The organism is Kutzneria chonburiensis (genome assembly GCF_028622115.1).
Classification (GTDB): Bacteria; Actinomycetota; Actinomycetes; order Mycobacteriales; family Pseudonocardiaceae; genus Kutzneria; species Kutzneria chonburiensis.
On record NZ_CP097263.1, the window covers coordinates 2134670 to 2161228 of the forward strand.

At 70.6% G+C, this 26559-nt stretch carries 30 protein-coding genes; 11 read left to right on the forward strand and 19 right to left on the reverse strand.

The features are described from left to right. Nucleotides 1–2: 2 nt before the first annotated feature. Nucleotides 3–467, forward strand: coding sequence for a hypothetical protein (locus tag M3Q35_RS09760; RefSeq protein ID WP_273941348.1), 465 nt, complete (start codon nt 3–5; stop codon nt 465–467). A 116-nt stretch (nt 468–583) separates the two neighbouring features. On the opposite strand, the gene M3Q35_RS09765 is transcribed toward M3Q35_RS09760, so the two are convergent. Continuing rightward, complete coding sequence (locus M3Q35_RS09765; RefSeq protein WP_273941349.1) at nt 584–1594, reverse strand: NAD-dependent epimerase/dehydratase family protein; 1011 nt, start codon at nt 1592–1594, stop codon at nt 584–586. Between the two features lie 140 nt (nt 1595–1734). Between M3Q35_RS09765 and M3Q35_RS09770 the strand changes: the two genes are divergently transcribed. Together M3Q35_RS09770 and ku are read left to right on the forward strand one after the other, a co-directional pair. Then, a complete protein-coding gene (locus M3Q35_RS09770) occupies nt 1735–2424 on the forward strand; it encodes a siderophore-interacting protein (protein WP_273941350.1) in 690 nt (229 codons plus the stop codon). A 63-nt stretch (nt 2425–2487) separates the two neighbouring features. Beyond that, a complete protein-coding gene (gene ku / locus M3Q35_RS09775; protein ID WP_273941351.1) occupies nt 2488–3378 on the forward strand; it encodes a non-homologous end joining protein Ku in 891 nt (296 codons plus the stop codon). Here ku and M3Q35_RS09780 read toward each other — a convergent pair. The 9 genes from M3Q35_RS09780 to M3Q35_RS09820 all read right to left on the reverse strand — a co-directional run bounded on the left by M3Q35_RS09780 (nt 3375) and on the right by M3Q35_RS09820 (nt 8203). Continuing rightward, a complete protein-coding gene (locus M3Q35_RS09780; RefSeq protein WP_273941352.1) occupies nt 3375–4043 on the reverse strand; it encodes a GvpL/GvpF family gas vesicle protein in 669 nt (222 codons plus the stop codon). The genes ku and M3Q35_RS09780 overlap by 4 nt on opposite strands. After that, the gene (gvpJ, locus tag M3Q35_RS09785) at nt 4040–4333 is read right to left on the reverse strand and encodes a gas vesicle protein GvpJ (protein WP_273944296.1); all 294 of its coding nucleotides are present in this window, start codon (nt 4331–4333) and stop codon (nt 4040–4042) included. Before gvpJ (M3Q35_RS09785) ends, M3Q35_RS09780 begins: the two co-directional genes overlap by 4 nt. Nucleotides 4334–4338: 5 nt before the next feature. Next, entirely contained in the window at nt 4339–4569 is a 231-nt protein-coding gene (locus M3Q35_RS09790) for a gas vesicle protein K (RefSeq protein WP_273941353.1), read from the reverse strand. Further along, a complete protein-coding gene (gene gvpJ / locus M3Q35_RS09795) occupies nt 4566–4721 on the reverse strand; it encodes a gas vesicle protein GvpJ (protein WP_273941354.1) in 156 nt (51 codons plus the stop codon). Before gvpJ (M3Q35_RS09795) ends, M3Q35_RS09790 begins: the two co-directional genes overlap by 4 nt. Beyond that, complete coding sequence (gvpJ, locus tag M3Q35_RS09800) at nt 4718–5581, reverse strand: gas vesicle protein GvpJ (protein WP_273941355.1); 864 nt, start codon at nt 5579–5581, stop codon at nt 4718–4720. The genes gvpJ (M3Q35_RS09795) and gvpJ (M3Q35_RS09800) overlap by 4 nt, the downstream gene beginning before the upstream one ends. Beyond that, entirely contained in the window at nt 5578–5853 is a 276-nt protein-coding gene (locus M3Q35_RS09805; protein ID WP_273941356.1) for a gas vesicle protein GvpO, read from the reverse strand. The genes gvpJ (M3Q35_RS09800) and M3Q35_RS09805 overlap by 4 nt, the downstream gene beginning before the upstream one ends. Before the next feature lie 120 nt (nt 5854–5973). After that, nucleotides 5974–6777 (reverse strand): class I SAM-dependent methyltransferase, encoded by an 804-nt coding sequence (locus M3Q35_RS09810; protein WP_273941357.1) that lies wholly within the window; start codon nt 6775–6777, stop codon nt 5974–5976. After that, nucleotides 6768–7751, reverse strand: a complete 984-nt coding sequence (locus M3Q35_RS09815; protein WP_273941358.1) for an NAD-dependent epimerase/dehydratase family protein — start codon at nt 7749–7751, stop codon at nt 6768–6770. The genes M3Q35_RS09810 and M3Q35_RS09815 overlap by 10 nt, the downstream gene beginning before the upstream one ends. Before the next feature lie 11 nt (nt 7752–7762). Beyond that, the gene (locus M3Q35_RS09820; RefSeq protein WP_273941359.1) at nt 7763–8203 is read right to left on the reverse strand and encodes a MerR family transcriptional regulator; all 441 of its coding nucleotides are present in this window, start codon (nt 8201–8203) and stop codon (nt 7763–7765) included. A gap of 214 nt (nt 8204–8417) precedes the next feature. On the opposite strand from M3Q35_RS09820, the gene M3Q35_RS09825 reads away from it, so the two are divergent. Beyond that, nucleotides 8418–9968: a M4 family metallopeptidase gene (locus M3Q35_RS09825; protein ID WP_273941360.1), complete on the forward strand. Its 1551-nt coding sequence runs from the start codon at nt 8418–8420 to the stop codon at nt 9966–9968. Between the two features lie 41 nt (nt 9969–10009). Here the strand turns inward: M3Q35_RS09825 and ppk2 are convergent, their stop codons facing one another. Then, nucleotides 10010–10810 (reverse strand): polyphosphate kinase 2, encoded by an 801-nt coding sequence (gene ppk2, locus M3Q35_RS09830; protein ID WP_273941361.1) that lies wholly within the window; start codon nt 10808–10810, stop codon nt 10010–10012. Continuing rightward, nucleotides 10699–12564, reverse strand: a complete 1866-nt coding sequence (locus tag M3Q35_RS09835; protein ID WP_273941362.1) for an antibiotic biosynthesis monooxygenase — start codon at nt 12562–12564, stop codon at nt 10699–10701. Before M3Q35_RS09835 ends, ppk2 begins: the two co-directional genes overlap by 112 nt. A 185-nt stretch (nt 12565–12749) precedes the next feature. Between M3Q35_RS09835 and M3Q35_RS09840 the strand changes: the two genes are divergently transcribed. Next, the gene (locus M3Q35_RS09840) at nt 12750–13766 is read left to right on the forward strand and encodes a C40 family peptidase (protein WP_273941363.1); all 1017 of its coding nucleotides are present in this window, start codon (nt 12750–12752) and stop codon (nt 13764–13766) included. On the opposite strand, the gene M3Q35_RS09845 is transcribed toward M3Q35_RS09840, so the two are convergent. Next, entirely contained in the window at nt 13756–14307 is a 552-nt protein-coding gene (locus M3Q35_RS09845; RefSeq protein ID WP_273941364.1) for a manganese efflux pump, read from the reverse strand. The genes M3Q35_RS09840 and M3Q35_RS09845 overlap by 11 nt on opposite strands. Next, entirely contained in the window at nt 14304–14657 is a 354-nt protein-coding gene (locus M3Q35_RS09850) for a hypothetical protein (protein ID WP_273941365.1), read from the reverse strand. The genes M3Q35_RS09845 and M3Q35_RS09850 overlap by 4 nt, the downstream gene beginning before the upstream one ends. Before the next feature lie 109 nt (nt 14658–14766). Between M3Q35_RS09850 and M3Q35_RS09855 the strand changes: the two genes are divergently transcribed. Genes M3Q35_RS09855 through M3Q35_RS09870 form a run of 4 tightly spaced genes read left to right on the forward strand, consistent with a single transcriptional unit; the run spans nt 14767 to nt 18297 of the window. Next, nucleotides 14767–15978: a serine hydrolase domain-containing protein gene (locus M3Q35_RS09855; protein WP_273941366.1), complete on the forward strand. Its 1212-nt coding sequence runs from the start codon at nt 14767–14769 to the stop codon at nt 15976–15978. Beyond that, nucleotides 15947–16516 (forward strand): VanZ family protein, encoded by a 570-nt coding sequence (locus M3Q35_RS09860; protein WP_273941367.1) that lies wholly within the window; start codon nt 15947–15949, stop codon nt 16514–16516. Before M3Q35_RS09855 ends, M3Q35_RS09860 begins: the two co-directional genes overlap by 32 nt. Nucleotide 16517: 1 nt before the next feature. Next, nucleotides 16518–17183 (forward strand): response regulator transcription factor, encoded by a 666-nt coding sequence (locus tag M3Q35_RS09865; protein WP_273941368.1) that lies wholly within the window; start codon nt 16518–16520, stop codon nt 17181–17183. Next, nucleotides 17176–18297 carry a sensor histidine kinase gene (locus tag M3Q35_RS09870; RefSeq protein ID WP_273941369.1) on the forward strand — a complete coding sequence of 374 codons (1122 nt, stop codon included), beginning with the start codon at nt 17176–17178 and terminating at the stop codon, nt 18295–18297. Before M3Q35_RS09865 ends, M3Q35_RS09870 begins: the two co-directional genes overlap by 8 nt. On the opposite strand, the gene M3Q35_RS09875 is transcribed toward M3Q35_RS09870, so the two are convergent. From M3Q35_RS09875 to M3Q35_RS09885, 3 genes are all read right to left on the reverse strand, one after another. Beyond that, nucleotides 18236–19162, reverse strand: a complete 927-nt coding sequence (locus tag M3Q35_RS09875; protein WP_273941370.1) for a discoidin domain-containing protein — start codon at nt 19160–19162, stop codon at nt 18236–18238. The genes M3Q35_RS09870 and M3Q35_RS09875 overlap by 62 nt on opposite strands. Further along, nucleotides 19129–21543 carry a glycoside hydrolase family 84 protein gene (locus M3Q35_RS09880; protein WP_273941371.1) on the reverse strand — a complete coding sequence of 805 codons (2415 nt, stop codon included), beginning with the start codon at nt 21541–21543 and terminating at the stop codon, nt 19129–19131. The genes M3Q35_RS09875 and M3Q35_RS09880 overlap by 34 nt, the downstream gene beginning before the upstream one ends. Before the next feature lie 79 nt (nt 21544–21622). Continuing rightward, nucleotides 21623–22732, reverse strand: a complete 1110-nt coding sequence (locus tag M3Q35_RS09885; protein WP_273941372.1) for an alpha/beta hydrolase — start codon at nt 22730–22732, stop codon at nt 21623–21625. A 170-nt stretch (nt 22733–22902) separates the two neighbouring features. On the opposite strand from M3Q35_RS09885, the gene M3Q35_RS09890 reads away from it, so the two are divergent. Together M3Q35_RS09890 and M3Q35_RS09895 are read left to right on the forward strand one after the other, a co-directional pair. After that, nucleotides 22903–23547: a response regulator gene (locus tag M3Q35_RS09890; protein ID WP_273944297.1), complete on the forward strand. Its 645-nt coding sequence runs from the start codon at nt 22903–22905 to the stop codon at nt 23545–23547. Continuing rightward, nucleotides 23544–24620, forward strand: coding sequence for a sensor histidine kinase (locus M3Q35_RS09895; protein WP_273941373.1), 1077 nt, complete (start codon nt 23544–23546; stop codon nt 24618–24620). The genes M3Q35_RS09890 and M3Q35_RS09895 overlap by 4 nt, the downstream gene beginning before the upstream one ends. Here the strand turns inward: M3Q35_RS09895 and M3Q35_RS09900 are convergent. Next, nucleotides 24603–25328 (reverse strand): DUF2306 domain-containing protein, encoded by a 726-nt coding sequence (locus M3Q35_RS09900; protein WP_273941374.1) that lies wholly within the window; start codon nt 25326–25328, stop codon nt 24603–24605. The genes M3Q35_RS09895 and M3Q35_RS09900 overlap by 18 nt on opposite strands. A gap of 156 nt (nt 25329–25484) precedes the next feature. Further along, nucleotides 25485–26531: a hypothetical protein gene (locus tag M3Q35_RS09905; RefSeq protein ID WP_273941375.1), complete on the reverse strand. Its 1047-nt coding sequence runs from the start codon at nt 26529–26531 to the stop codon at nt 25485–25487. Nucleotides 26532–26559 lie beyond the last annotated feature (28 nt).

Below are 26559 nucleotides of genomic sequence, written 5' to 3' on the forward strand. Positions count from 1 at the left end.
GCATGACCCTGACTCGCATTCTCGTCGGTCTGTCCGCCGTCGCCGGCAGCGTGCTGCTGGCCGTCCCCGCCTACGCCGCCACCGGCCAGGTCGACGGCAACATCACCGTGGGCGGCTCGAGCTGCTCCTGGACCAACGCGACCACCAGCGACGTCGCCCCCAACACCCTGACGATCGACCACACCACCGTCCACCCCAGCTGTTCCGGCAGCATCACGGCCAGCCTGACCAACGACCCCACGGTGACCTTCGACGACACCGCCGGCACGGTGACCGCGCCGGAGGTGGACGTCAACGGCACGGTGCTCGGCATCACCTGCTCCTACAAGGTGAGCAACGTGTCGTACGCCCGCCAGGGCACCGGCCGGTCCTACACCGGCGGCCCCTTCACCGCGACCCTGAGCGGCGGCGGCGGCCTTTGCCCGGCAACGGAAAACGTCGACTCCGCATCGTTGACCTTCCACTGAGCGAAAGTCGCGTGGCGACTCCTCCCCAGGAGTCGCCACGCGACATCACCCTTTCGCCACATGCGCTTCCTATGTGGCATCAGACGCCAAGTGGGAAGCGCATGTGGCGAAGGGGGTTATGGGGTGCTGTGGGCCAGCGGGGGAGTCGCGGCGTCGGCGTTCTCGGCCAGGCCCCGCAGCAACGCGAGGACGGCCTCCTGAGCGGAATGCCTTGGCCGCCAACCGAGTTCGGCGGTCGCCCGGGTCGTGTCCAGCACGGGAATCGAGTCGGCGAGGTCGAGCCAGCCGGGCTCGGTCGGCTGGAGCCGGAGCCGCCAGCTCAACGCGGCGAGCATCCGCAGTGTACCGGTCGGCGCGGGCAGGTGCACGGCCCCGAGCAGGGACGCGAGCCGGCGCGGGGTCATCGGCGGGTCGGCGGCGAGGTTGATCGCGCCGGGAAGACGTGAACGCAGGGCCAGCACGACGGCGTCGGCGACATCGCTGGCGTGCACGAACTGAAGCGTGAGGCTGCTGGGCAACGGCAACACGGGCAACCGGCCGCGCGCGGCCAGGTCGAACAGGAGGTTGGGGACCAAGCCACCGATGAAGTACCGCCGGATCTCGCTGGCGGCGTCGTGCTGGAGCACCAGCCCAGGCCGGAAACGAGTGACCGTCAAGCCTGGATCGCCGACCTCGGTCAGATCGAGAATCCGTTCCACGGCAGCCTTGTGGGTGCTGTAGCTGGAGGACGGCACGCCATCGACCGGCCACGACTCGTCCACCGGGCGATCGGTCGGGCCGGGCGAATACGTGCCGACCGAGGACATGTACACCAGATGCGGCACGCCGGCGGCGACGGCGGCGTCGAACACGCGCTGGCTACCGTCCACATTGGTCCGGGCCAGCCGGGCGACGTCATGGCTGGGCTGGAGCAGCCACGCCAGGTGGACCACGGCATCCGCGCCCTCGAAAGCGGCCCGGAGCAGCACATCCGCGTCCGGACGGGAGATGTCGATCTCGTGCCACGGCAGGTCGACGGCCGGCGCGCGGCGGGACACGCCCACGGCGTCGATGTCGGCGGTCCGTGAGATCGCGTGCAGCAGGGCGGTGCCGAGGTTGCCGGACCCGCCGACCACTACCACTCGCATCGTGCTCACTCCTCGAGGTTGGTCACGCCCCGTCGACTACCCGCGCCACCTGCGCCGAAACGGAGGGGGACCGCCTGGCCGGCGACATGGTCCGGACCAGTACTGTCAGCGGCGAGCAGCGACACCGACCGGGGGATGCCGTGCCTACCTTCACCGAACGACTGGCCGACCTCGCCGGCGGCGCGTTCCTGCAGGCCGCAGATGTGACGGCGGTCGAGCCGTGCGCGCCCGGCTTCGTCCGCGTCGAGCTGCGGGCCGACGCCTTCCGCCGCACCGAGTGGGTGCCGGGCATGAAGGTGCAGCTCCGCACACAGCGCGGCACCATGAAGATGCGTGCCTACACCCCGGTGAGCTGGGTTGATGACACGACCGAGCTGATCGCCTACACGCACGGCGACGGCCCGGCGGCCGACTGGTTCCGAGGCGTGCGGGTCGGGGACACGTGTGAGGTCTTCGGGCCGCGCAAGTCGATCGACCTGCGGGGGCTGGACCGCGTGGTGTTCGTCGGCGACGAGTCGAGCATCGCCCTGGCCTGCGCGCTGACCGTCGTGACGCCGCAGGTCAAGCACGTCTTCGAGGCATCGGACCCGGCGGCCGTCTCAGCACTGCTGGCGGCGCGTGGGCTCGCCGAAAAGTCGGTCGTCGTGCCCAGGACGAACGTGCTGGACCACGTGCGCGAGGCGCTGCCGGACGAGCCGTTCGACCTGGTCGTCACGGGCGACGCCGCCACGGTGCACGCGGTTCGTCGGGACTCGCGGAACTGGCCGCGCCGGCCGGGCGAGATCAAGGGCAAGGCGTACTGGGCCGAGGGCCGTACGGGCCTGGACTGAGGGTTTTGTCGCGGTCGCCGGCGGGAATCCGAGCGGCATGACCACGACCAACCGGGACGCGTGATGGCCCGGCCGATCTGGAGCGGTTCCATCAGCTTCGGGCTGGTGACGATCCCGGTCGCGCTGTACAGCGCGACCGAGGACCACACCGTGCACTTCAACCAGTTCGAGCGCGGCACCTCGGACCGGATCCGCTACCAGCGCGTCAACGAGCGGACCGGCAAGGAGGTGCCGTACGACGACATCGTGCGCGGGCACGAGGTCGGCGACGGCGAGTACGTGCTGGTCGAACCGGACGAGCTGGCCGCGATCGCGCCGGGGCGGTCCAAGTCGATCGAGATCACCGGCTTCGTCGACCTGGACGAGATCGACCCGATCCACTTCCAGAAGACCTACTGGCTGGCGCCGGCCAAGGAGGAGTACGGCCGGCCGTACGCGCTGCTGACGGCCGCGCTGGCCAAGGCCAACCGGGTGGGCATCGCCTCGTTCGTCATGCGGGGCAAGCAGTATCTCACCGACATCCGCGCCGACGACGGCGTGCTGGCGCTCGACACGCTCTACTACGCCGACGAGATCCGCGATCCGCGCGACATGCTGGACACCATCCCGGCCGGCAGCCGTCCGCACGCCAACGAGCTCAAGATGGCCGCGCAGCTGATCGAGTCCATGACCATGCCGTGGCAGCCCCGCGACTTCCGCGACACCTACACCCGCAAGGTGCGCAAGCTGATCGAGGACAAGCGCAAGGGCAAGGAGATCGTCGTCGAGGCCGAGCCGCCGGAGCCGACCGGCGCCACCGACCTGCTGACGGCGCTGCGCCGCAGCGTCGAGGGCACGCGCAAGCGGACCAAGTCCGAGCTGGACGACGCGGCCCGCGAGCTCGGCATCAAGGGCCGGTCGAAGATGAACCGCGACGAGCTGGCCTCGGCCGTGAAACGTGCCGAGGCGTCCTAGAACCCCCAGCGGGACACGGGTTTCACCGGGAGCGACACGAAGTTGTACGGCGGCAGCGGTCCGATCGCGCCGGCGGTGACCGGCAGCGCGCCGATCGCGTCAGCCAGCCGGTCCAGTTCGTCGTGGCGGACGAGCAGTGCCCAGCGCTGCTCGCCGTTGTCGTTGTCCGCCAACCGAACCAGGTCGTCGGCGATGGGCCGGAGCAAGGCGTCGGCCTGTCGTGCGGTCCAGGCGTCGACCCGGTCGGCAATGCGCCGGCCGCGCTCGACCGTGGCATCGAAGCCGACGACCGCGCGGGCCAGGGCCGGATCCTCGGCCAGCAACGCGTTCAGCACCGTGGTCTCGTCGAACGTCAGCTGCACGTGCACCTCGGCCATCCCGGTCAACCGATCGAGTTCGTGCCGGACGGCCGCGGGATCGGCGATCACCGCGTTGTCCCGCACGGAATCGTCGTCAGCGGCCGTGCTGGCGAACCGCAGCGGCAGCACCGGCCCGGTCTCGATCAGTCCACAGAGGACGTCCAAATGCGACCTCGCGTCCTCGGCGGTCGGCTCGGCCGCGCCGAGATCCGACACGACCACGGCGAGATCGTCCCGTACGACGGCCCGCAGCCCGGCCGGGAGCCGGTGATCGGCGCGGACGATTCCGTACAGCAGGAGGGTCACGTGGTCTCCATCGGGGTGGACTGCTGCGGGTACACCGCGACCGGCGGCGCCACGGGGGTGGTGAGGGCCGGCGGGGTTGCGCGGCGAGGCAGCGCGCCAAGCTGCTGCATCGCCTCCACGTAACGGATGTACGTGTCGACGCTGGCGATCACGATGCGGGCCTCGATGGTCAGCAGCTCGATGCCGATCACCGAGACCCGCACGAACGCGTCGATGACGATGCCCTTGTCCAGCACGATGTCCAGCACGTCGGCCAGGCTGGTGGACCCGCCGCCGGGCCGTTGGATCATGGTGGTCACGCGGTTCCTCCGTCGTCGAAGAGGGTGCGCAGCTCGCGGAACTGCCGGTCGAGGTCGATCAGTGCGACGCCGAGCCGCTCGATCTCGTCGGCGGTGAGCGTGCCGGCGTCGATGCGGCGCAGCACCTGCCGTTCGATCAGCTCGCGCAGGATGTCCAGCACGGCCACGACCAGCCCGCCGAGCCCGCGGCCGGCATCCACGGCGAACGTGCGCGGCGGCGTCGTCACGTGAGCTCCACGGTGTCCACGGCGGCGAGCAGGGCGCGCAGATCCAGCCGGATCAGGTCGACGCCGGCCAGCGAGATCAGCACGTCGCCGTGGATCACCACGCCGCCGGCGATCGCCCGGTCCAGCAGGTCCACCAGGTCGTCGGCGGTCATCCGGCCGCCGTCCGCAGCTCGCTGAAGGAGTACGGCGGCCACGGCCCGGTGGTGTCGACCTCGCCTTCGATCCGCCCAACCTCGGCCAGGAACGCCTTCTCACCGATCCTGGGCACGAGATAGACCGCGTCGAGCCGGAGGTCGCCGCGGCGGATGGTGCCCCGGCTGGCGTGCCGGACCAGGCGTTGATGAAGGTGGACGCCGTCGCGCTCACGCCGCCGCATGGCCAGGTACTCGGTGCCGCTGAGGCCCTGCGCCGGCGCCCCGCCGGGCCGACGGACCCGAACGCCCCACTCCCGGTGGTCCGCGAAGGCGGTCAGCATGGCAACGGCTTCGTCGTGACAGCGCCGCAGCATTTCCCGGGCCGCGTCATCGTGCGCGAATAGCGTGCCGAAACGCAGCGGCAGCACGGTTGCATGCTGGAATAACGCATGGACGACATCGTGATGCCGTCGAACGAGTCGAAGCATCGCCGGATCGGTGAATTCTGCCGGATTTGTGTCCGTCACGACGAGGGAAAGTTGCCCCTCCGTCAGGATGCGAAGTGGCGGTGCCGGTGTTGTCGGCGACGTCATCGCATAGGCGTATACGGCGGTCTCACGGCGAATGCTCGGCGGGCAGTTCGCGTCGGCCGGGGAGAAGAACGGATCATTGGTCCACCAGTCCATGCCCATTTCCTGCGCGGTCTGCGCGGACGCGATGAACAGCCGCACCCGCAGCGTCAGCAGCTCGACGTCGACGACGCTCACCGAGATGTCGCCGACGATCACGACGCCCTTGTCCAGCACCCGTTCCAGCACGTCGGCCAGTGATGCCCCGGCCAGTGACGCTCTGGGCCGGGCCGCCAGCTCGTCGGTCACCCGTCGGTCGCTCCTCTCGTGTACCGGCGCAGCCGCTCGTACCCGCACAGCGCGCCGGCCCCGTCGATGTCGACGCGATAGGTCGCCATCACGCTGGTCGATGCCGGAATTCGCGCCAGTTCGACCACGTCGAGCAGTACCGACCAACCGCCTTCCGGGCGCGGCTTCAATCCGGTCACGGAACTTTTCTCGTGACCGGTGAGACTCTCGAACTGGCCCCTTGCGCATTCCGCGGCGGCCGCCGCCGTGTTCGGCGGCTGCTGTTCCGGCAACGGTGTTCACCTGCCCCGTTCGTCACAGCGACCCTATCGCCATTCGGACTCGGCAGGCTGCGTAATTTCACCGGGCACGAATGCACCACGTGTCGGGCTGCCATTCGGCGGTTCCCGGTCCTAGCCGAACCGATAGCGCAGGTGCAGGATCGAGTCCCGCGTCCAGCCGGCCTCGATCGCGCGGAAGTACAGCCGCCCGAACAGGTTGCCGCTCATCCGGGACACGAGTTCGGGCAGTGTCAGGAACGGCACCGAGTCGGTGAGCTTGAGCTCGGGCAGCTCGGCCCGCAGCGCCTGCGGCAGGCCGGTGTGCAGCTGGACCGGCGTGCGGCCGAGCTTCGAGGCCAGGGTGACGACCTTCGCGGTCGACGCGGCGTAGACGTCGAAGATGAACTGCCCACTGGGAAACGCGCCCATGATCCGCCGGAACAGGGCGACGTCCTCGGCGGTCGGCACGTGCATCACCAGCCCCTCGCCGACCACCAGGACCGGCCGCTCGGCGGCCAGCTCCTCGACCCAGCCGGGCTCGGTGATCGACCGGCTGACCAGCTCGTAGCCGGCCCGCGACGGGTAGAGTTCCCGGCGCAGCGCGATGATCTCGGGCTGGTCGACGTCGTACCAGCGCACGTCCGGCCCCGGATCGACCCGATGGACGCGGGTGTCCAGCCCGCACCCGAGGTGCAGGACGACGGCGTCGCGGTGCGCGGCCAGGAACTCCCGCGTCCAGCCGTCGAGCTGCTTGGCCCGCACCGGCAGGCTGATCTGACCGCCCTTGGGCAACTTCAGAGTGCTGAAGTCGAAGTCCATCTTGTGCACGGCTGCGTCGGCCATGGTGTCGCCGAGGATCGGGTCGTCGGCCCGCGCGTCCAACGCCTTGCCGTACATCGTCATCAGCGCGGTTTGCTGGACGTTGGTCAGGTCCATGCCTCATTGTGCGCCTTGAGCAGCGCCTCGGCAGTCTCCACGATCGTGGTGCGCACGGGACGGGGCTGCCAGCCGAGCTCGGTGCGGGCGCGGTCGGCGCTGATCACCGGACGGCGTCCGAGCTGTGTGAGAGCGTCCCGCAGCGCGGGATTGGCCCGCACCTCGGCTTCGGTGAGCTCGACGGTCGGGACGTTGGCGGCCGCGTCGCCGAAGTGATCGCGGAGCATGGTGGCCAGGTCGAGGAAGCTGATCGTCTCGCCGCTGACCGCGAGGTAGCGGCGGCCGGCCGCCGCCGGGCTGGTCATGGCGCGAAGGTGCAGGTCAGCGACATCGCGGACGTCGACGACGCCAAAGCGTGTCGGCAGCGCGAACGGCATCTGCCCGTCCAGCATCGCCTTGACGATCCCGACCGAGGAGTTGACCCGGCTGTTCAGCGGCGGTCCGAAGATCCCCACCGGGTTGATCACCGACAGCTCGGGGCCGCCGTGCGCGGCCACGTCGTCCCACGCCGCTCGCTCGGCGATGGCCTTGGACCGGATGTAGGCGGTGTTCGGGTCGCCGGGGTCGGTCCAGTCGTCTTCGGTGTAGCGGGACTGGGGGATCGCGCCGTAACCGACAGCGGCGAACGAGGACGTGAGTACTACTCGCTCAACGCCGGCGGCCCGCGCCGCCGCGAGCACGCGGAGCGTGCCGCCGACCGCCGGGGCGATCACGTCGTCGTCGTGCTTCGGGCTGCCGGGCGGGAATGGCGAGGCGGTGTGCAGCACGTACTGGACGCCGTGGTGCGCGGCGGCCCAACCGTCGTCGGCTGACAGATCGGCTTGGACGACCTCGACGTCCGGCAGGTCTGCCTTCGGGCTCCGCACAGTCGTGCGGACCCGATAGCCGGCGTCGAGCAACTGCGCGATGGCGTGCGCCGCGACGTAGCCCGTGCCGCCGGTGACCAGCACGAGCGGGGAAGCGTTGGTGGACAAGGTGAATCCTCTCAGAACTGGGCGATGAGCGCGGTCAGCGCGACGATGGCCGCCTGCTCGGCCGGCTCGTCGCCGCGTGCCCGCGCGGCCCACAGCTCGGCTTTCAACGTGAGGTAGTCGAGGCGCAGCCGGAGACCGTCGATCTCGGCGACCAGGCGGGCGGCGTGGCGTTCGAACAGCTCCTGCTGCTGCTCCGCGGCGGCATTGCCCTCGGTCAGCAGCTCCAGATGTACGCGCATGTCGCCGATACCCATGCCCGCGCCACGCAGGCAGGCCAACGCTTCCAGGCGCTCCACCGCCTCGGCGCTGTAGCGCCGGTGGCCGCTGCTCTCGTCCCGCGGCACCGGGTCGATCAGGCCGATCTGCTCGTAGTAGCGCAGCGTGGGCTCGGAGAGCCCGCTGCGCCGGGACGCCTCCTGGATCGTGGCCCAGGGACCTGCCTCGACTGCCATGGACCCATCATGCGGAACTTCAAGCGCTTGAAGTCAAGGTAACGATTCGGTCTCGGGAGGTTTGAGAATCAAATGTGAGGATTCGTGTCGCTTTTACGCGGTGTGCTCGGATTTCCGTGAAGTTCACGACCTTCGTCGGGTTGTCCGCTGTTCACCCGAACGTGAACGCTTGATCACGGCCGACCCCTTCCCCTGCCCGGAGGAGCACCCGCCGATGACTTTGCGACGACCACTCATCCTTCTCGCCGCGGTGGTGACCGCTGCCGCGACGACCACCGCCGCCGCACACGGCCTGCCCGGACCGTCCGAACCCCAGGCGAAACCGGCCGCCGTGCTGGCCGCCGACGCCGCCCAGAGCCTGGTGGCCGCCCGCCCGGCCGCCCTGCACGCCAGCGCCAACGACAGTTTCGTGGCGCACAAGGTGATCTCTTCGACCAACGGCCTCAAGTACGTGCCGTACGAACGCACCTACAAGGGCCTGCCGGTGGTCGGCGGCGACTTCGTCGTTGCCACCGACTCCGCCGGCCACGTGCTGAGCACCTCGGTCGCCCAGGACAAGACCATCGACCTGGCCTCCGTCACGCCCAAGCTGACCGCCAAGCAGGCCGAGGCCGTGGCCCGCACGCAGGTGCCCAAGGTGGACAGTGTGAGCGCCGCTCGGCTCGTCGCCTACGCCCTGGGCACGCCCGCGCTGGCCTGGCAGAGCACGGTCATCGGCCGCAACGCCGAGGGCCCGAGCAAGCTCGACGTCGTCGTGGACGCCACCAGCGGCAAGGTGCTGCACACCCAGGAGCACGTGCTCTACGGCGACGGCCAGGGCAAGTGGAACGGGCCTGAGCCGCTGCACATCGACACCAGCCAGGCCGACGGCGGCTACTCGCTGACCGACCCGAACCTGACCAACGTCAGCTGCCAGGACGCCGACACCAACACCACGTTCACCAAGTCCACCGACAGCTGGGGCAACGGCGACGCGACCGACAAGGAGACCGGCTGCGTCGACGCCATGTACAGCATCCAGGCCGAGAACAAGATGCTGACGCAGTGGCTGGGGCGCAACAGCTTCGACGGCGAGGGCGGCGGCTGGCCGATCCGCGTCGGCCTCGACGACGAGAACGCCTACTACGACGGCAGCCAGGTGCAGATCGGCCACAACCAGGCCGGCCAGTGGATCCCGTCCATCGACGTGATCGCGCACGAGCACGGCCACGGCATCGACGACCACACGCCCGGCGGCATCTCCGGCAACGGCACCCAGGAGTTCGTGGCCGACGTCTTCGGCGCGTCGACCGAGTGGTTCGCCAACGAGCCCGCGCCGTACGCCGTGCCGGACTTCCTCGTGGGCAACCAGGTCGACCTGGTCGGCTCCGGCCCGATCCGCAACATGTACGACCCGTCGCAGCTGGGCGACAAGAACTGCTACGACAGCTCCATCCCCAACACCGAGGTGCACTCCGCCGCGGGGCCCGGCAACCACTGGTTCTTCCTGCTGGCCGAGGGCAACAAGCCGACCAACGGCCAGCCCACCAGCCCGACCTGCAACAACAGCAATGTCACCGGTCTCGGCGTGCAGAGCGCGCTGAAGATCTTCTACAACGCGATGCTGCTCAAGACGTCCGGCAGCTCCTACCTGAAGTACCGGACGTGGACGCTGACCGCGGCCAAGAGCCTGTTCCCGGGTAGCTGCACCGAGTTCAACACCGTCAAGGCGGCGTGGGACGCGATCTCGGTGCCGGCCCAGTCCGGCGACCCGAGCTGTAGCTGATCCGAACGCCTCGGGGAGGCGGCGGCCGCCTCCCCGAGACGTCAGTGCTTCTCCAACGTGGCGGCGTGGTCGGGGACGAAGTTCTGGATGGACATGGGCGGCCGGACGTAGCCGTGGGACTCCGGACGGTCCGGCAGGTGCACCGGCTGCTGGCGCACGTCGTGGTACGGGATCGACGACAGCAGGTGGGCGATCATGTTGATGCGGGCCCGGCGTTTGTCCTCGCTGTCCACGACGTGCCACGGCGCCTCGGGGATGTCGGTGTGCACGAACATCTCGTCCTTGGCCCGGGAGTAGTCCTCCCAGCGGGTGATGGACTCGGCGTCCATCGGGGACAGCTTCCACCGGCGCATCGGGTCGTCCAGCCGCGAGCGGAAACGCTTCTGCTGTTCCTTCTGGGACACCGAGAACCAGTACTTGCGCAGCAGCAGACCGTCCTCGACGAGCAGCCGCTCGAAGATGGGGCACTGGTGCAGGAAGCGGTGGTACTCGTGGGGCGTGCAGAAGCCCATCACGTGCTCGACGCCGGCCCGGTTGTACCAGGACCGGTCGAACAGCACGATCTCGCCGCCGGCCGGCAGGTGCGCGGTGTAGCGCTGGAAGTAGAACTGGGTGCGCTCCCGCTCGGTCGGCGCCGGCAGCGCGGCGATCCGCACGACGCGGGGATTGAGGTACTCGCTGACCCGCTTGATCGCGCCGCCCTTGCCGGCCGCGTCCCGACCTTCGAAGATCACGGCCACGCGGGCCTTCTCGGCGCGGACCCATTCCTGGAGCTTGACCAGCTCGGCTTGCAGCCGGAACAGCTCCGGCTCGTACAGCTCACGAGCGAGACGCTTGCCCATGAAGGCCACCGTAACCCGCGCCGCTCACCCCGCTGGCGGCGGCCCTTGGCGATGGCGAGGGGATCACGGTCGGTGCGCGGCACCTCGGGGTCGCCGAAGAGCTCGCGGGTCGCCGCGGGGGACAGGGTCTGCTCGGCGGGATGCTCGCCGTTGGCGACCGGCTCCGCGTCCTCGCGGCGGGACTTGCGGCCCCACCAACGGCGGCTGGGCTCGCGCTCGTCCCGGCCGACGACCCGCAGGCCGGGCTGCCGCCACTCGGGCTCGGGGGCGGGCTCGTGGTTGCCGGCGGCCCGCTCGGCGGCCTCGAACAACGCCGCTTCACGCTCGGCGGCCTCGCGTTCGGCGGCTTCCTGGAGCGCGGCGGCCTCCTGCTGGGCGGCGAACTGGGCCGCCTCCTCACGCTGGGCGGCTTCCCACTGGTCGGCCTCGAGCTGCGCGGCCTCACGCTGGGCCTGCTCCCGCTGCGCCGCTTCCCGTGCGGCGACGTCACGGTGGAAGGCGTCCCGCCGGGCCATCTCGCGCTGGGCGGCCTCCTCCTGAGCGATCTTCTGCTGCGCCGCCTCCCACTGGGCCACGTCGATCCGGGAGATCGGCTGCGAGTGCGGCACCGGGGCCTGCAAGTTCTGCACCGCCCCCCAACCCGATTCCCGGGCCACCAGCTCACGGAACTCGGAGTCCCACTGGTCCTCGGCCCACTGGGACGACGCCCGCTGGGAGCGGTCGACCGGACGCTGATCAGCCTGCGGCCGCTGCTCGTACTGCGGGCGCTCGGTCCGGGACGGCATGGGGCGGGACTGCTCGGCACGGGGTCGTTCGTACTGGCCGGACGCCGGCTGGGCGTTGTCCATGGCGCGCATGGCATCCCGACGGGCGGCCAGCTCGGCGGCGCTCATCTTGGTGGTCTCGAGGTGCGCCGGCTCGGCGCGCGGCGGCGTGGGACGGGGCTGTTCGACGTGCGGCGGCTGGGGCCGGACATGCTGGCCCGACGGCGGATTGGTCCGCCACGCCTCCATCCGCGCGGCCAGCTCAGCTGCGCCCAAGACGGTGGTCTCAAGATGAGCCGGCTCGACGTGCTGCGGTTCCATCCGGGGGCGTTGGTGCTGGCCCGACACCTGCTGGATCCGCTCGGGAATGCGCTCGGCCGGGGGCTGCTCGACGGGAGCGCGCTCCGGTCTCCGCTCGGCCGGCGCCCGCTCGTACTGGGCCGCTTCGTACTGGGGTGCCTCATAGTGGGCCGCCTCGTACTGGGGCTGCTCATGGTGCTGCGCCGGCTCGACTTCCGGCCGCTGATGTGCGCCGGACCGCTGCTGGCCGGCCTCGGCGGCCCGCAGCGCCTCCACCCGGGCGGCCAGCTCGGCCGCGGTCATCACGCTGGTCTCGAGGTGGGCCATCTGCTGCCGGTTGAGCTTCTGGGCCTTGGGGGCCGGGGCCGGCTCCGTCGCCGGCCGGTCGACCGGCCACAGCTCGCTGCCGACGGTCTTGTGCACGTCGCCGCGGCTGGCGAACTTCTCGACGTACTCGAAGAAGCGGGTGAAGGCGTGCGACCGTTCCCACTCGTCCAGGTCGTGCTGGTCCTCGAACCGGTAGAAGAGCTGCCACTCCCGTCCGCCCGCCGCGACACCGGTGATCCCGGCGCCGAGGTAGCCCGGCTGCTGCGCGGCCGCGCCGAGCAGCGCCGTCGCCGCGGCGGAGAACTGGCTCGCTCGTCCGCGACGCACCTGGTAACTCAGAGTGACGGTGATCGGCCCGCTCATCTGCGCGGCACACCCCCTTCAGGCATCCTGACGTCGATACGCGACAAGGTGGGCCCCGGTTCAGCCCGGTTCGAAAGGGCGTCCGAACGGGCGATCCGGTGTACCCCGCCGAGATCACCGAAGGCTGCCGCCGCCACCCCGGTTTTCGGTAGGGTCGAACCGGAGGAGCTGTCGTCAGGGGGATCATGCGAAAGCTGTGCGCGACCTGCGCAATGGTGGCGGTGACGGCGCTGGTGTCGACCGGTGTGGCGCAGGCCGACGACCCGCCGACCACGGTGGCCGGCCTGATCGGCCGTTACGTGGATCTGAGCCGCCAGGCCGAGAAGGTCAACGAGCAGTTGCTCAAGGCCCAGGAGAAGGCGCAGGGGCTGCGCGAGCAGGCGGCCACGGCGGATGCGGCGTTCCAGGCGGCGGACAAGAGCTGGAAGCAGGCGCAGCAGCAGGCCGACGGCGTGGTGGCCGATCGCCGGCACCGGGCTGAGTTGCTCCGGTCGCTGGTGCCGGCCAACAGCGTGGCGGCGGTGTTGAACAGCTCCAGCGCCGACGCCTTCACGTCGGCGTCGATCGCCGTCGGACTTGCTCACGATGCTGATGACGCGGTTGCGGCGGCATCGGCTCAAGCCCTCGCGCAGACGTCCAAAGCCCGCGAGGAAGCCCAGAAGCAGCAGGACGCCGCGAGCAAGGCCGCCGCGGCGGCGACGGCGATCGAGGCTCAGGTCGGCAACCAGCGCTCTGATCTGCAGAAGCGGGTCTCGCAGGTGCGGGCGGCGCTCGACGCGCTGCCGGCGGACGAGGTCGCCATGTTGCAGTCCGGCGTCACCGCCCCGAACGTGATGACGCCGCCCGGCGCGGTCGGCGTGGCGCTGCGGTTCGCCATCGCCCAGCTGGGCAAGCCGTACGAGTGGGGTGGCACCGGGCCGATCGCCTACGACTGCTCGGGTCTGGTGCAGGCCGCCTACCGCGCCGCCGGGATCGCGCTGCCTCGCGTCGCGGCCGACCAGGCGCAGGTCGGTGTGCAGGTGTCGCGGGCCGACGTGAAGGCCGGCGACCTGATCTACTTCTACCAGCCGGTGCAGCACGTGGCGATCGCGTTGGACCACAACCAGGCCGTGCAGGCGGCGACCTTCGGCGAGCCGATCAAGGTGAGCCCGATCGACGCCATCGGCCCGATCACGGTGATCCGCCGAGTCGTCACGAATTGAGCAGCTGTTCCACGGCCAGCACCACGCCCAGCACGATCAGCACGACGCCGGCCAGGCGTTCGGCTGCCTCGCGGAACCGTTCGGCGATGCGGGCTCCGAGCCACAGGCCGAGCTGCGTGGCGATGAGCGCCTGCGCGGCGATGCCGACGATCACCGGCACGAGCGGCAGGTGGGCCAGGCCGAGGCCGAAGCCGATGGCCAGCTCGTCCAGGCTGATGCTGACGCCCAGCCCGAGCAGCGCCGCACCACGCGCACTGGCCAACCGCTCGGCCTGCTCATCGTCGTCATGCAGCAGCATCCACAGGCCGACCGCGACCACCGCGGCGGCGGCGACGTAGTTGGCCACCGGACCGATCGCCGACGCCAGCGGCGCACCGAGCGCCAGCCCGAGCAGCGGCATTCCCGCCTCGAACAGCACGAACAGCGCCGTGATCCGCCATCGGGCGGCTGCCGTCACCTTCCCGGCGGCCCCGACCGCCGCGGCCACGGCAAACGAGTCGAGGGCTAGCGGCAGCAGAAAACCTAGCAACGCTAGCGTCACCGCAAGAACTCCCGGGCCGGCAGCAGCAGGCCGACCAGCGAGAGCACGATGAACACCACCTGGTGCACGTGATCGGTGCCCGGTGGCAGGGCGAACACCAGGTGGGCCAGCCACAGGATCGGGTAGAACCAGAGCACCCACCAGGCCCACCGCTCGCGCCGCCGGAACGGGACAACCGTCAGCAGCAGCCCGAACAGCCCCAGGCCGACCGAGGCGAGCCCGTCGGCCCGGTAGAGCTGGGCGTCACTGGCCGGCGGGGCGACGATCACCACCAGGCCGAAGCCCAGGATGCCGACGCCGACCACGGCCAGGCAGAGCCAGCTGATCCGCATCACCGCTGTGGACTGCACCCGGCGAACCTACCGCCGGTGTATCGCGGGCATATCGAAAATCGCATACGCCCCGGCAACAGCGGCACCGGTTGGGTGAGGACCCGGCACATCCGATCTTGGGGGGACCATGGACTCGGCACGGGGTATCGACCGACGGACACTGCTCGGCCTGGCGGCGGCCGGCGCGGTGGCGGCGCCGCTGATCGGCGCGCCGCCGGCCAATGCCGATGACACGCCGCCGGGCTGCCGACCGGGCGGGGCATACGACCGGTACGTGGCGGATCTGGCCGCGCGGGACGAGTTCTCCGGCGTGGTGATGCTGGCGCACAACGGACGGACGGTGCTGTCCCGCAGCTACGGCCTGGCCGACCGGGAACGGGGCATCCCCAACCACGAGGGCATCGCGTTCAACCTCAGCTCGGCCGGCAAGCCGTTCGGACCGGTGGCGATTCTCCAGCTGGCGCAGCAGGGCAGGCTGCACCTGTTCGACACGGTCGGCACGCACCTGTCCGGCTTCGCGCCGGAGATCGCCGACCGGGTGACGCTGCACCACCTGCTGTCCGGCACTTCCGGCCTCGACACGCCGGACGAGGACGTGCACCGGATCTTCACCAGCCGGGACGAGGTGCGGGCGTACAACCGGCAGTGGGCCCGGTCGTCCAAGGCGGTGGCCCCGCCCGGCACGCCGACCGACCACTCCGGCGCCGAGGTGGCGATCCCGGCGGAGATCGTCGAGGTGGTCAGCGGCATGTCGTACTGGGACTACGTCGAGCAGAACATCTTCCGGCGCGCGGGCATGACCGGCACGGGCTTCTACACCCGGCCGCAGTGGCTGACCGATCCGCACATCGCGCACGCGTACATGACGGTGGCCGGCGGCGGCCGGGTGGACGCGGTCCGCAACCTGGACCAGGACTGCTCGAGCCCGCTCAGCCTGGGCAAGAACCCGGGCCGCGCCTTCATCGACGCCCCGGGCGACGGTGGTTTCGCCACCGCGCCGGACCTGGTCCGGTTCGCGCGGGCGCTGGGCGACGGCACGCTGCTGAGCAAGCCCTACGCCGACCTGTTCACGGGGGCCAAGATCCCGCACGTGCCGCAGGGCGGCGGTTTCCGCGCGGTGGCGTCGGCCGACGCCTCGTTCGGTGCGTACGGGCTGCCGGTCGGGATCGTCAACGGGCAGTGGGTGTACGAGCGGGCCGGTGGCAATCCCGGCAGCGGCGCCAACTGGCGCATCTACGCCGACAGCGGCTGGGTCGGCGTCATCCTCGGCAACCGTGACGACTTCCCGCTCCAGGACATGATCGCGCGTGAGACGCAGGCCGTGCTGGGACGGGGCTGACGTGCTCAAGGACTGGCACGACTGGTTCGAGACGTTCACGGGTGTGGTGGCGCTAACGGTGGTGGCGTTACCTGTGGCCGTGCTGGCGGTGGTGGCGCTGGCCTGGTGGCGGAGGTCGTGGCGTACGGCGCTGGCCGATGTCGGCATGGTCTACGGGACGCTGTTCCCGGTCTGGATCACGCTGCTTCCCGGCGGCCCGGGCACTGAACCCGCCCGGGTGAGCCTGGTGCCGTTCAGGGATCTGTCGGCGATCATCGCACACGGCCCGGCGTCGGCGACCGTCCAGATCGTCGGCAACCTGCTGGTGCTAGCGGCGCTAGGGTTGTTCGCGCCGCTGCGGTTCCCGGCGTTGGCGTCGGTGCCGAGGATCCTGGCCCTGGCCGCGGTGTGCTCGACGCTGATCGAGACCGCCCAGTACGTTTTCCAGCTGGACCGAGTGTCCTCTGTGGACGATGTGCTGCTCAACACCGCCGGCGCGGGGCTGGCCGCGCTGGCGTCACGGCACTGGTGGCGCGTGCCGGTGCCGTTAGGCTGCTGACATGCGCGTGTTGATCGTGGAGGACGAGCCGTTTCTGGCCGAGGCCGTTCGTGACGGCCTGCGGCTGGAGGCGATCGCCGCCGACATCGCGGGCGACGGCGACACCGCCCTGGAACTGCTCGGCGTCAACACCTACGACCTCGCCGTCCTCGACCGCGACATCCCCGGCCCGTCCGGCGACGAGATCGCCCGGCGCATCGTCGCGTCGGGCAGCGGCATGCCGATCCTCATGCTCACCGCGGCCGATCGCATCGACGACAAGGCATCGGGCTTCGAGCTGGGCGCCGACGACTATCTCACCAAGCCGTTCGACCTGCGCGAGCTGGTGATGCGGCTGCGGGCGTTGGACCGTAGGCGCGGGTACGTCCGGCCGCCGGTGCGCGAGCTCGCCGGCCTGCGGCTGGATCCCTTCCGCCGTGAGGTTTTCCGGGACGGCCGGTACGTGGCGTTGACCCGCAAGCAGTTCGCCGTGCTGGAGGTTCTCGTCGCCGCCGAAGGCGGGGTGGTCAGCGCCGAGGAGCTGCTGGCGCGGGCCTGGGACGAGAACGCCGACCCGTTCACCAATGCCGTCCGCATCACGGTTTCCGCTTTGCGCAAGCGACTTGGCGAGCCGTGGCTGATCGCCACCGTGCCCGGTGTCGGCTACCGGATCGACACGCATGGATAGGCGTCCCGGGCTCAGCGCCCGGCTGCGACTCACGATCAGTTACGCCGCGGTGGTCTTCGTGACGGGCGCGGTGCTGTTGGCCGTGGTGTGGCTGTACCTGCTGCGGTACGTGCCGGACAACTCGAAGGGCCTCATCGGGATCTCGCCCAATCGCTACCTGCTCTCCCGCATCTTCGGCAGCGCCGCGGCTGTCGCCATGGCCGTCCTGCTCGTGCTCGGCCTGGTCGGCGGCTGGTTCCTGGCCGGGCGGATGCTCGCGCCGGTCACGCGGATCGCCGACGCCGCACGGCTGGCCGCCCAGGGCTCGCTGTCGCACCGAATTCGCCTGGCCGGCCGCCGAGACGAGTTCCGGGAACTGGCCGACGTGTTCGACACCATGCTGGACCAGCTCGAATCGCAGGTCGCCGAGCAGCAGCGGTTCGCCGCCAACGCCTCGCATGAACTCCGTACGCCGCTGGCGATTTCCCGGACCCTGCTCGACGTCGCCCGCAACGACCCCACGTACGACCGTGCGGAGCTGATCGAGCGGCTGCATACCGTCAACACACGGGCTATCGACCTGACCGAGGCCCTGCTGCTGCTCAGCCGGGCCGACCGGCGCGGTTTCGCCCGCGAACCCGTCGACCTCTCGCTCATCGCCGAGGACGTCGTGGAAACCCTGTTGCCGCTGGCCGACCAGTTCAGCATCACCGTGGACGTCAGCGGTGAGGCCACGCCGGCTCTCGGCTCCGAAGCGCTGATCCTGCGCATGGTCACGAACCTCGTGCAGAACGCCATCGTGCACAACCAGGACGGCGGCACGGTCACCATTCACACCGAATCAGGGCCCGATGCGGGCGTGTTGCGCGTGGAGAACACCGGGCCCCGGTTGCCGTCCGAGCTCCTGCCCACCCTGACGGAACCTTTCCGCCGTGGCACGGAACGGATCCGCGCCGATGAACACGCCGGTGTCGGCCTCGGGCTGGCCATCGTGCACAGCATCGTCCGGGCCCACGACGGCACCCTCGACCTCACGCCGCGCCCCGGCGGCGGTCTGGTCGCGACGGTTCGGCTCAGACGACCGGGTACACCTGGAACTCGAAGATCGAATAGCCGAAGCGGGTCGAGCGGCTGACGCCCTGCATGCGGAGGAAGCGCACGCCGTTCTGTTCCAGCCACACGGTTTCGGTGCCGCCCTGGCTGTCGGCGACAGTGGCGGCCGTGGTCCAGGTGGTGCCATCGGGCGAGGTCTGGATCTGGTAGGCGTTGGCGTGCGCGAGCTCCCACTGCACCACGACTTTGCCGACGTGTTGGGTCTGGGCGAGCTGAACCTGGAGCCACTCGCCGTCGGTGTAGTTCGAGGACCAACGGGTGCTTGTGTTGCCGTCGATGGCGTGATCCGGGGTGAACTGCGGCAGATCGGCCTCGGTGCTGGACGCCGTCGCGGCGGAGGTCAGGGCGACGTTGGTGGCGGCGGTCTTGGGGTGCACGTGAACGACCACAGTGGACTTTCGTGCGCCGAAGGCGATCGGCACCTCGTAGGTGCCAACGGATAAGCTCGTCACGGTCAGGTTGCGGCTCGGCTGCGCGCCGCGCGGCACGGACACCAGGTTGGCCATCGGCGTGACGCGCACTCCGCGCGGCGGCGTCGCGACCAGCAGGCCGTGCTGGTCAGCGACGCCGAAACTGCTCAGGTGGACGGACAGCGTCCCCGGGATACCGACCTGCACGTCCAGCTCCAACGGCACCGGATTCACCGCGACACCCGTATCCGCGTATCTCGGCACCACTTCGGAGACCGACGGCGGGGCGCTGTGCGGCGTCCACAGTAGACGGATCGAGTCCGCATCGGCGTGGTGCGCTGGCAGGTCGGTATAGCCGTCGGCCAGCGCACCGATGCTGTGCCAGCCGTTCGCCTCGTGCACCTGCACGGTGCCGGAGCCGTGACCGACCACCTCGACCGAGCTCAACGCTCGGCCGCCCGGCAGACCGACGACCAACGAGTCACCGGATGCGGGGAGGAGCCGGCGACATACGCGGTGTCCGCATTGCCGTCCGCAGCGGCGGCCAGGTTCGAACCGGTGGGCGTTCCGGTGACCGGCAGCGGACCGATGCCCGGCCCGGTCACGGAGAACTCCCGCACCACGACCCAGTTCGTCTGCGTCCCGGTCGCGCGCAGCCGGACGTAACGCGCAACCGTGCCGGCCGGCAGATCGGCGTGCACGGTGGTCGTGTTGGCGAACGCCTGCACTGCCTGCCAGCCGCGGCCGTCACCGGAGTACTCCAGCACCCCGCTGTGCAGATAGTCATCCGGACTGTCCGATTTGGACATCGTCACGTTCACGGCCGTGACGGCTTGGGACACACCGAGATCCACGCCGACATGATCGCCGTCCGCCGGCGGCCGGTTGCTCCAGAAGTAGCTGCTGTCGTCCCCGTCGACCGTCTTCACCGCCGTGTGGTCCAGGTACGCCGACAGGGAGATGTCGGCCGCCGGCCGCCGACCGGCCAGGCCCAGCCAGCGATCGTTCTCGGCCAGGGCGTCCGTGACGAACTTGTCCAGTACCCCGTCGCCGACGCTGACGTTGACCGACCCGCTCAGCCCGACGTACTGGTACGACGCGGCCTTCGCCGCCAGCGACTGGGCCTGCGTCCGATCGGCCATGGCCGCCGCGCCCTGGCCGTTCCGCTCGTCGACCAGCATGCGCAGCGCGGCCCGCGTGGCCTGCCCCCACGTGCCGGCCGAGTCCACCCACGGCCGGGCGTCCGTGACGAAGGCGGCGTTGGCCAGGTCCGTCGGGATGCTCTCGATCGCCCGCAGGTACGTGTCGAGAAGGTCGGCGGCCGTGTTGTCGCCGTTCTCCCACGACGGCCAGAACGCGGCGATCCGGTCGGCCAGCACCGGCGCCTGCGTCGGGTTGAGCAGCGAGTAGTGCTCGAGGTCGGCGAACGCGTCCATGGCCTGCCGGCCGGCCAGACCCGGCCCGGCCAGCTCGTTCAGACCGGCCTGCCACGACCGCTGCGGGTCGTACGCCTGGTCGTTCCAGGTGAAGTCGGCGACGCCGAACAGCGCGACGTCCGAGGCGACCGGCTGGATCATCGGGTTGGCGGTGATCCCGTACAGCGACGACGCCAGCCCGGTCTGACGGCCGGTGTACGGGCCGAGCAGCAGCCGGTTGGCGGTGTAGTCGTTGACCGGATAGTTGTCCCAGACCAGGATGTCGTGCCCGAACGCCGCCTTCGCCGCCGCCACCTGGTCGGCCCTGATCGTCGTCGCGATCACGCCGACGCCGGTCCACTCCACCACGATCGACGGATCGAGCTGCGCCTTCAGCGTGTCCTTGTACGGACTCGAGGCCACGTCGGAGTACTCGGTCGGCACCATCTCCAGCCGGGCCGCGCCCGGGTGGGTGGCGATGAAGTCGTGCTGGACCTCGTTGAGCAGCAACGACTGCGCCGCACCGGCCGCCGCCCCGCCGTCGCCGAACCGCGCCTGGTCCTCGTCACAGTTCCACTTGGTGTAGCTGATGTCGTCCAGCGGCACGGCGAAGGTCCGCACGCCGACGTCCCACAGCGACTGGAGCTTGGCGACAAGGGCCTGCTCGTCGGCCGCCGAGCTGTAGCAGACCGACAGACCGGGGGAGACGGCGTAGGTGAAGTCGACGTGGTTGGCGACCGCCCGATCGACCAGGGTCTTGAGCTGCGCCAACTGATCCGGCGGGTATTGGTCGCGCCAGCGGGCCCGCAGGTAGGGGTCGTCCTTCGGGGTGTAGACGTACGTGTTCAGCTTGTGCCGGCCGTCGAAGTCGAACTGGTCCGCGCGGGCGGCGTTCGACCACGGCGTGCCGTAGAAGCCCTCGACCACCCCGCGCGCCTTGTACGACGGCCAGTCGCGGACCTCAACGCCTGGCACCGCGCCGCGGATCGCCAGCTGCCGCAGCGTCTGGGCCGCGTAGAAAGTGCCCGCCGCGTCGTGCCCGTCCAGCACGATCACCGGCCGTCCGTTGAGCTGTCCGGCAGCCAGCACGTAACCCTCGTCCGGCAGACCGCTGGCGTCCTGGACCCCCAGACCGGCCAGCGCCGACCCGTCGTCGACCAGGACGGTGGCCTCGTTCGCCCGCGGCTTGTCGTCGATCTGGCGCACGCCGTTGGCCTGGAGGGTCTCTCGGATCACCCGCACCGCCGCCGGGTCGCTGTCCGGCCGGGCCACCAGGCCCATCGACGGCGTGAGGGTCACTCGCTCGCCGTGCCGTTGAATCGACTGCGGCGTCGGATAGACGTTCGGCACGGCTTCCCGATCCGGGTCTGCCGATGCCGGCGGCAGCGCCAGGCCGACCGCCAGCAGCACCACCGACAGGGCACACACCACGTGTCGCGACATCGCCCCTCCAGAGTTCGGCGTGCCACCCCTCGATCAAGTCTTACCGTGACCCCTGCTCGCCTGCTACCCGCAATCGGGTCTACCTGGCCCCGTCGAACATGCGACCGGCAAACGTCAACAGGTAGGGCAGGCTGGCCCGGGCAGTGTGCCAAGTATGGTTGAAACCCTGCTCCATGCGCACGACGACGTCCTGCCCACGGGCCTGCAGGGCCTTGCCGAGCCGGTCGGCGGTGGCCGCGTCGGTCGGGGCGCCGGTGCCGGCGGTGAGCATGACGGACAGCTTCTGCGGGAACGGCATGGTCGGGATGTAGTCGCGAGGAGTGTTGGCCCGCACCAGTTTCTGGTTCCCGCCGAGGAAACCCTCGTTGCCGTCCAAGGTGTCGTACGGCAGCGAGATCAGCAGCGCCCCGAACTGGTCGAGGTGGTGTAAACCAACATTGAGGGCGGCGAAGCCGCCGCCGGACATGCCGCCGAGGGCCCGGTGGCCCCGGTCGGGCCGGGTGCGGTAGCGCTGGTCGATGGCCGTCACGACGGTGCGGGAAAGGTAGGTCTCCAGCTGCGGACCGCCGGGCACGTCGAGGCCGTCCCACGCGCGGCTGGGCTGCCCGGCGGTGAGGTCGACACTGACGACGATCACCGGCTTGAGGGCGTTGTGCTGGTAGAGCCCGCGTAACGTGCCGGCGGCGTCGCCCGCGGCCAGCCAGTCGTCGGGGCTGCCGTACGGATAGCCGTGCACCAGGTAGACGACCGGATAGCGCTGCTCAGGGTGGTCCCGGTAGCCGGGCGGCAGCAGCACGAAGGTCCGTCCCGACGGCACCGCCAGCGCGGGGTCGGCGATGTCGATCCGCTCCACGTCCGAGTCACCGACGCTGCCCGTCCGGTCGTTGTCCGGACGGTCGATCGACTCCCCGAGCCAGCGCAGCGGCCCACCGCCCCGGGCGATGAGCTGGGCCAGGTCGTGCCGGGTCCGGACGTAGCCGACGTAGCTGTTCAGGCCGGTGATGCCGGCCAGCAGGGACAGGCAGACGACGGCCACGATCGCGCTTCGCCGGAACCGGCGTAACCAGATGGCCGCGGCCAGCGCCGCCACCGCGAGGAAGATCAATGTGAGCCAGATCCAGGGCGACTCCAGCGGCCCCGTCTGCCGAGCGTGCTCGGCCACCTCGTCCGGGACCATGGTGTCACTCATGCTGTCCATGCTCCGTACGGGTGACGCGGCCGGACACCGGTTGACCGGCCTGGAGCACCCGCCACCTGGCTGCCCCGGGCCAGCCGGTCGGCTGGCCGCGCCCTGCCGGGCCCCGGATGGCCGCCCCCGCCCGGGCCGACGAGACTGGATCGGTGGAGAGCACGATTCGGGTGGTCGTCGTCGACGACGAGGAGCTGGTGCGGTCGGGGTTCCGGCTGATCCTGCAGGCGGCCGGTGACATCGAGGTGGTGGCCACCGCGACCGGCGGACAGGCGGTGCGCGAGGTCGGCCTGCACCAGCCCGACGTGGTGCTGCTGGACATCCGGATGCCCGATGTGGACGGCCTGACCATCCTGCGCCAGCTGCGCGGCCTGCGCCGCCCACCGGTGGTGGCCATGCTGACGACGTTCGACTCCGACGAGTACATCGCCACCGCGCTGCGCGCCGGGGCGGCCGGCTTCATCCTCAAGGACACCGGCCCCGACCAGCTGGCCCAGATGGTCCGCACGCTCGCGGCCGACGGCGTGGTGCTGTCGCCCAAGGTCGTCCGCACGGTGGTGGACGGCTACCTCGATGCCGGCAGCGGCTCGGCCGCCGCCGAGCAGGTCAGCCAGCTCACGGAGCGTGAACGGGCGGTGCTCGTGCTGATCGCCGACGGGCTGTCCAACACCGACATCGGGGCCCGCATCCACGTCAGCGTCGGCACGGTCAAGGACCACGTCAGCGCGATCCTGACCAAGCTCGGCGTGGGTAGCCGCGTGCAGGCGGCGCTGGTCGCGCAGCGGGCCGGCCTGCTCAACGGGGACCAGCAGTGAACCGGGCGCTCCGGCTGCTCGCCGAGGCGGCGCTGATCGCGGCCGCCGCGCTGGACGCCGGCCTCAACGCCGACCCGGCCTGGCAGGAGATGACCTACGCCGTCGTCGCGGTGGCGGCGCTGCTGGCCCGCCGGTGGTGGCCGGTGCCGGTGTTCGTGCTGACGCTGCCGGCGCTGGTCGTATCCGGCTCGGTCATCGCCACCTTGATCGCGCTGTACACCGTCGCGAACCGCTACGCCAACCGCTGGCTGCTCGGCGTGTGCGGGGTGCTGGCCGCGACCGCATACCTGTTCCCGGGCATGGACTTCGACCTGCTCAGCGCCGACCTGCTGCTCGGTGTCATCTACGCGACGATGACCGCCGCCGCGCCGATCTTCCTCGGCCAGTTCGTCCGCACGCAGCGTGAACTGGCGCTGCGACTGACCGACATCGAGGCGGCGCGGGAGCACGAGCGGCGCCTCGATGCCCAGGCCGTGCTGGCCAAGGAGCGCAACCAGCTGGCCCGCGAGATGCACGACGTCGTCTCACACCAGGTCAGCCTGATCGCCGTGCAGGCCGGCGCGCTCCAGGTCAGCACCACCGATCCGGCCGCCCGGGACGCGGCGGTGAACATCCGCCGGCTGTCCGTCGACACGCTCGACGAGCTGCGGCACATGGTGAACCTGCTGCGCGCTGCCGGCACGCCGGCCACCGAGCTCACGCCGCAGCCGACGCTGTCCGATCTGGAACGCTTGCTGGACGGCAGCGGCATCGAGACCCGGCTGGTCGGCAGTGCGCCGTCCGGCATGGACGCGCCGATGCAGCGCACGATCTACCGCACCGTCCAGGAGGCCCTGACCAACGTCCGCAAGCACGCGCCCGGCGGTGTCGCCACGGTCGAGTTCGCCCAGGACGACACCGATGTGACCGTCACCGTCACCAACACGCCGCCCACCCGACCGACGCTCACGCTGCCCAGCGCGCGCCACGGTCTCGTTGGTCTGCAAGAACGAGCGGCGCTGCTGGGCGGAACCGTCCGCACCGCGCCGAGGTCCGACGGCGGCTTCGAACTCCAGCTACGGCTGCCGCTGTAGGGCTGCCCGCTGGTGGCGCGGGACGCCGTAGCGGCGCTGGATGTAGAACTCGGCGGCCACCACGACCATCAGCACCCCGACCCAGATGCTGCTGCTGGCGATGTCGTGCGTGATGGCCAGGCTGTCGCCCTTGTAGGCCGGCCCCGTGGCCTGCGACACGATGATCAGCGCGAGCGGCACCTGCACGATCCGGCTGAACAGCGAGGAGAACGTCAGCGCGTAGTTGCGGATCATCCACCGGCGGTGGTCGGCGAACCGGCGCTGCCGGGCCGCCCGGTAGCCGGCGATGGCGGTGCCGGACCAGGCCAGGTCGACGATGAGCAGGCCGGCCTGGTTGGACACGCCGAACGGCGCGGCCAGCGCGACCGGCACGGCCAGCACCATGGACGGGAAGACGCCGGCGAAGAAGTAGGCCCGGCCCACCCAGCGGTGCACCCGGGGATGGTTGTTCCGCAGCCACGGCACGAACTGGGCCAGGCCGCTCACCGTGGCCACGGTCGCGGTGAAGATGTGCCCCACCAGCAGCCAGAAGAACACCGGGTTGTCGAACTTCGCGCGGCTGGTGCTGATGTCCGGCGGGATGTACGGCGTCAGCATGTAGACCAGCAGCGCCGCGCTCACCACCGCCAACGACACCAGCGGCCACCGGCGCCAGCGCCGCGGACGGGCGGTGGTGGCGGTCGGCTCCGGACGTGTGATCACGGACATCTGTTGGGCCCCCTCGGCTTTGCGTGCCTTCAGGGTTCAAATCCTGTCGCGACCCGGCCGGCCGAGCACTGGTCCTGAGATCCGTCTCCATGGTGGTGCTAGGTCCACCCGTGACCGGGTCGCGTCCGGCCGGACAGACCGGACGCGACCCGACCGTCAGCGGCCCGCCGGTGCGGGCCACCGCACGGCGAGCGGGCGATAGTCGTTGGGGCGGTGGGAATTCCCGGCGACCCAGCCGCTCGGGCTGATGGCGTTGGCGATGGCGTCGCCGTCGGCCGGGTTCACACCGAGATCGACGACCTGGCCGTCACGACCCCACTGCACGCCGTGCGACGGGGTGCCGGCCGCGTTGGCGAAGCCGACCGCCACGCCGTCGCGGTTGATGGCCTCGGCCCCGCTGTTGTCGCCGCCGGGCAGGGTCGGCAGCACGGTGATCGTGCCGTCGGTGTTCCACCGGGTGGCGTAGTTCTTGCGGTCGGCCGACTGCGAGGTGCCGACGATGGTGCCGTCGGCGCCGATGCCCGCGGCCCAACTCGTCACGGCACCCGGCGCGGTGCCGAGATCGGTGACGGTGCCGTTGGTGTTCCAGCGGATGGCGTGCTTCTTCTTGTAATTCTCGTCCCACGCCGAGCCCACGACGGTCCCGTCATCGGACACCGCGTCGGCCTCGCTGCTCCAGTAGCCCGTGGGCACACCGAGATCCGTCACCGAGCCGTCGGCGGCCCAGCGCAGCGCGTGGCTCACGAAGCCCTCGGTGCCGACATAGGCGGAGCCGACGACAACGTTGCTGTTGTTGATGGCGCGGCCCTGGAAGTAGCTGGCGCCGGGCAGCACGTCCAGCTCCGTGATGGAGCCGTTGGCCGACCAGCGCACCGCGTGGTTGTCGATGTTGGCGGCCTCGGCGGTGCCGGCGATCACGCCGGCGTCGTTGATGGCCGCCGCGTGCGTGTACTCGCCGGCGACCAGGCCCGGCAGCGGCTTGGCCGTGCCGTGCACGTCCCACAGCGTCGCCCGCACCGGCCCGCTGTTGGCGGCCGTCCAGCCCACGGTGGTGCCGGCGTCGTTGATGCCCTCGGCCGCCCCTTCGACACCGCCCGGCAGCAGCGCCGGCCCCGTGGTGTCGGCCATCGCCGGCAACGCCGTGCTGATCGTCAGCGCCACGGCCGTGCCGCAGGCAGCCGCCAGCAAACCCCGTCTGTTCACGGTTGAGCCCCCTGAGTACCTGTCAGAT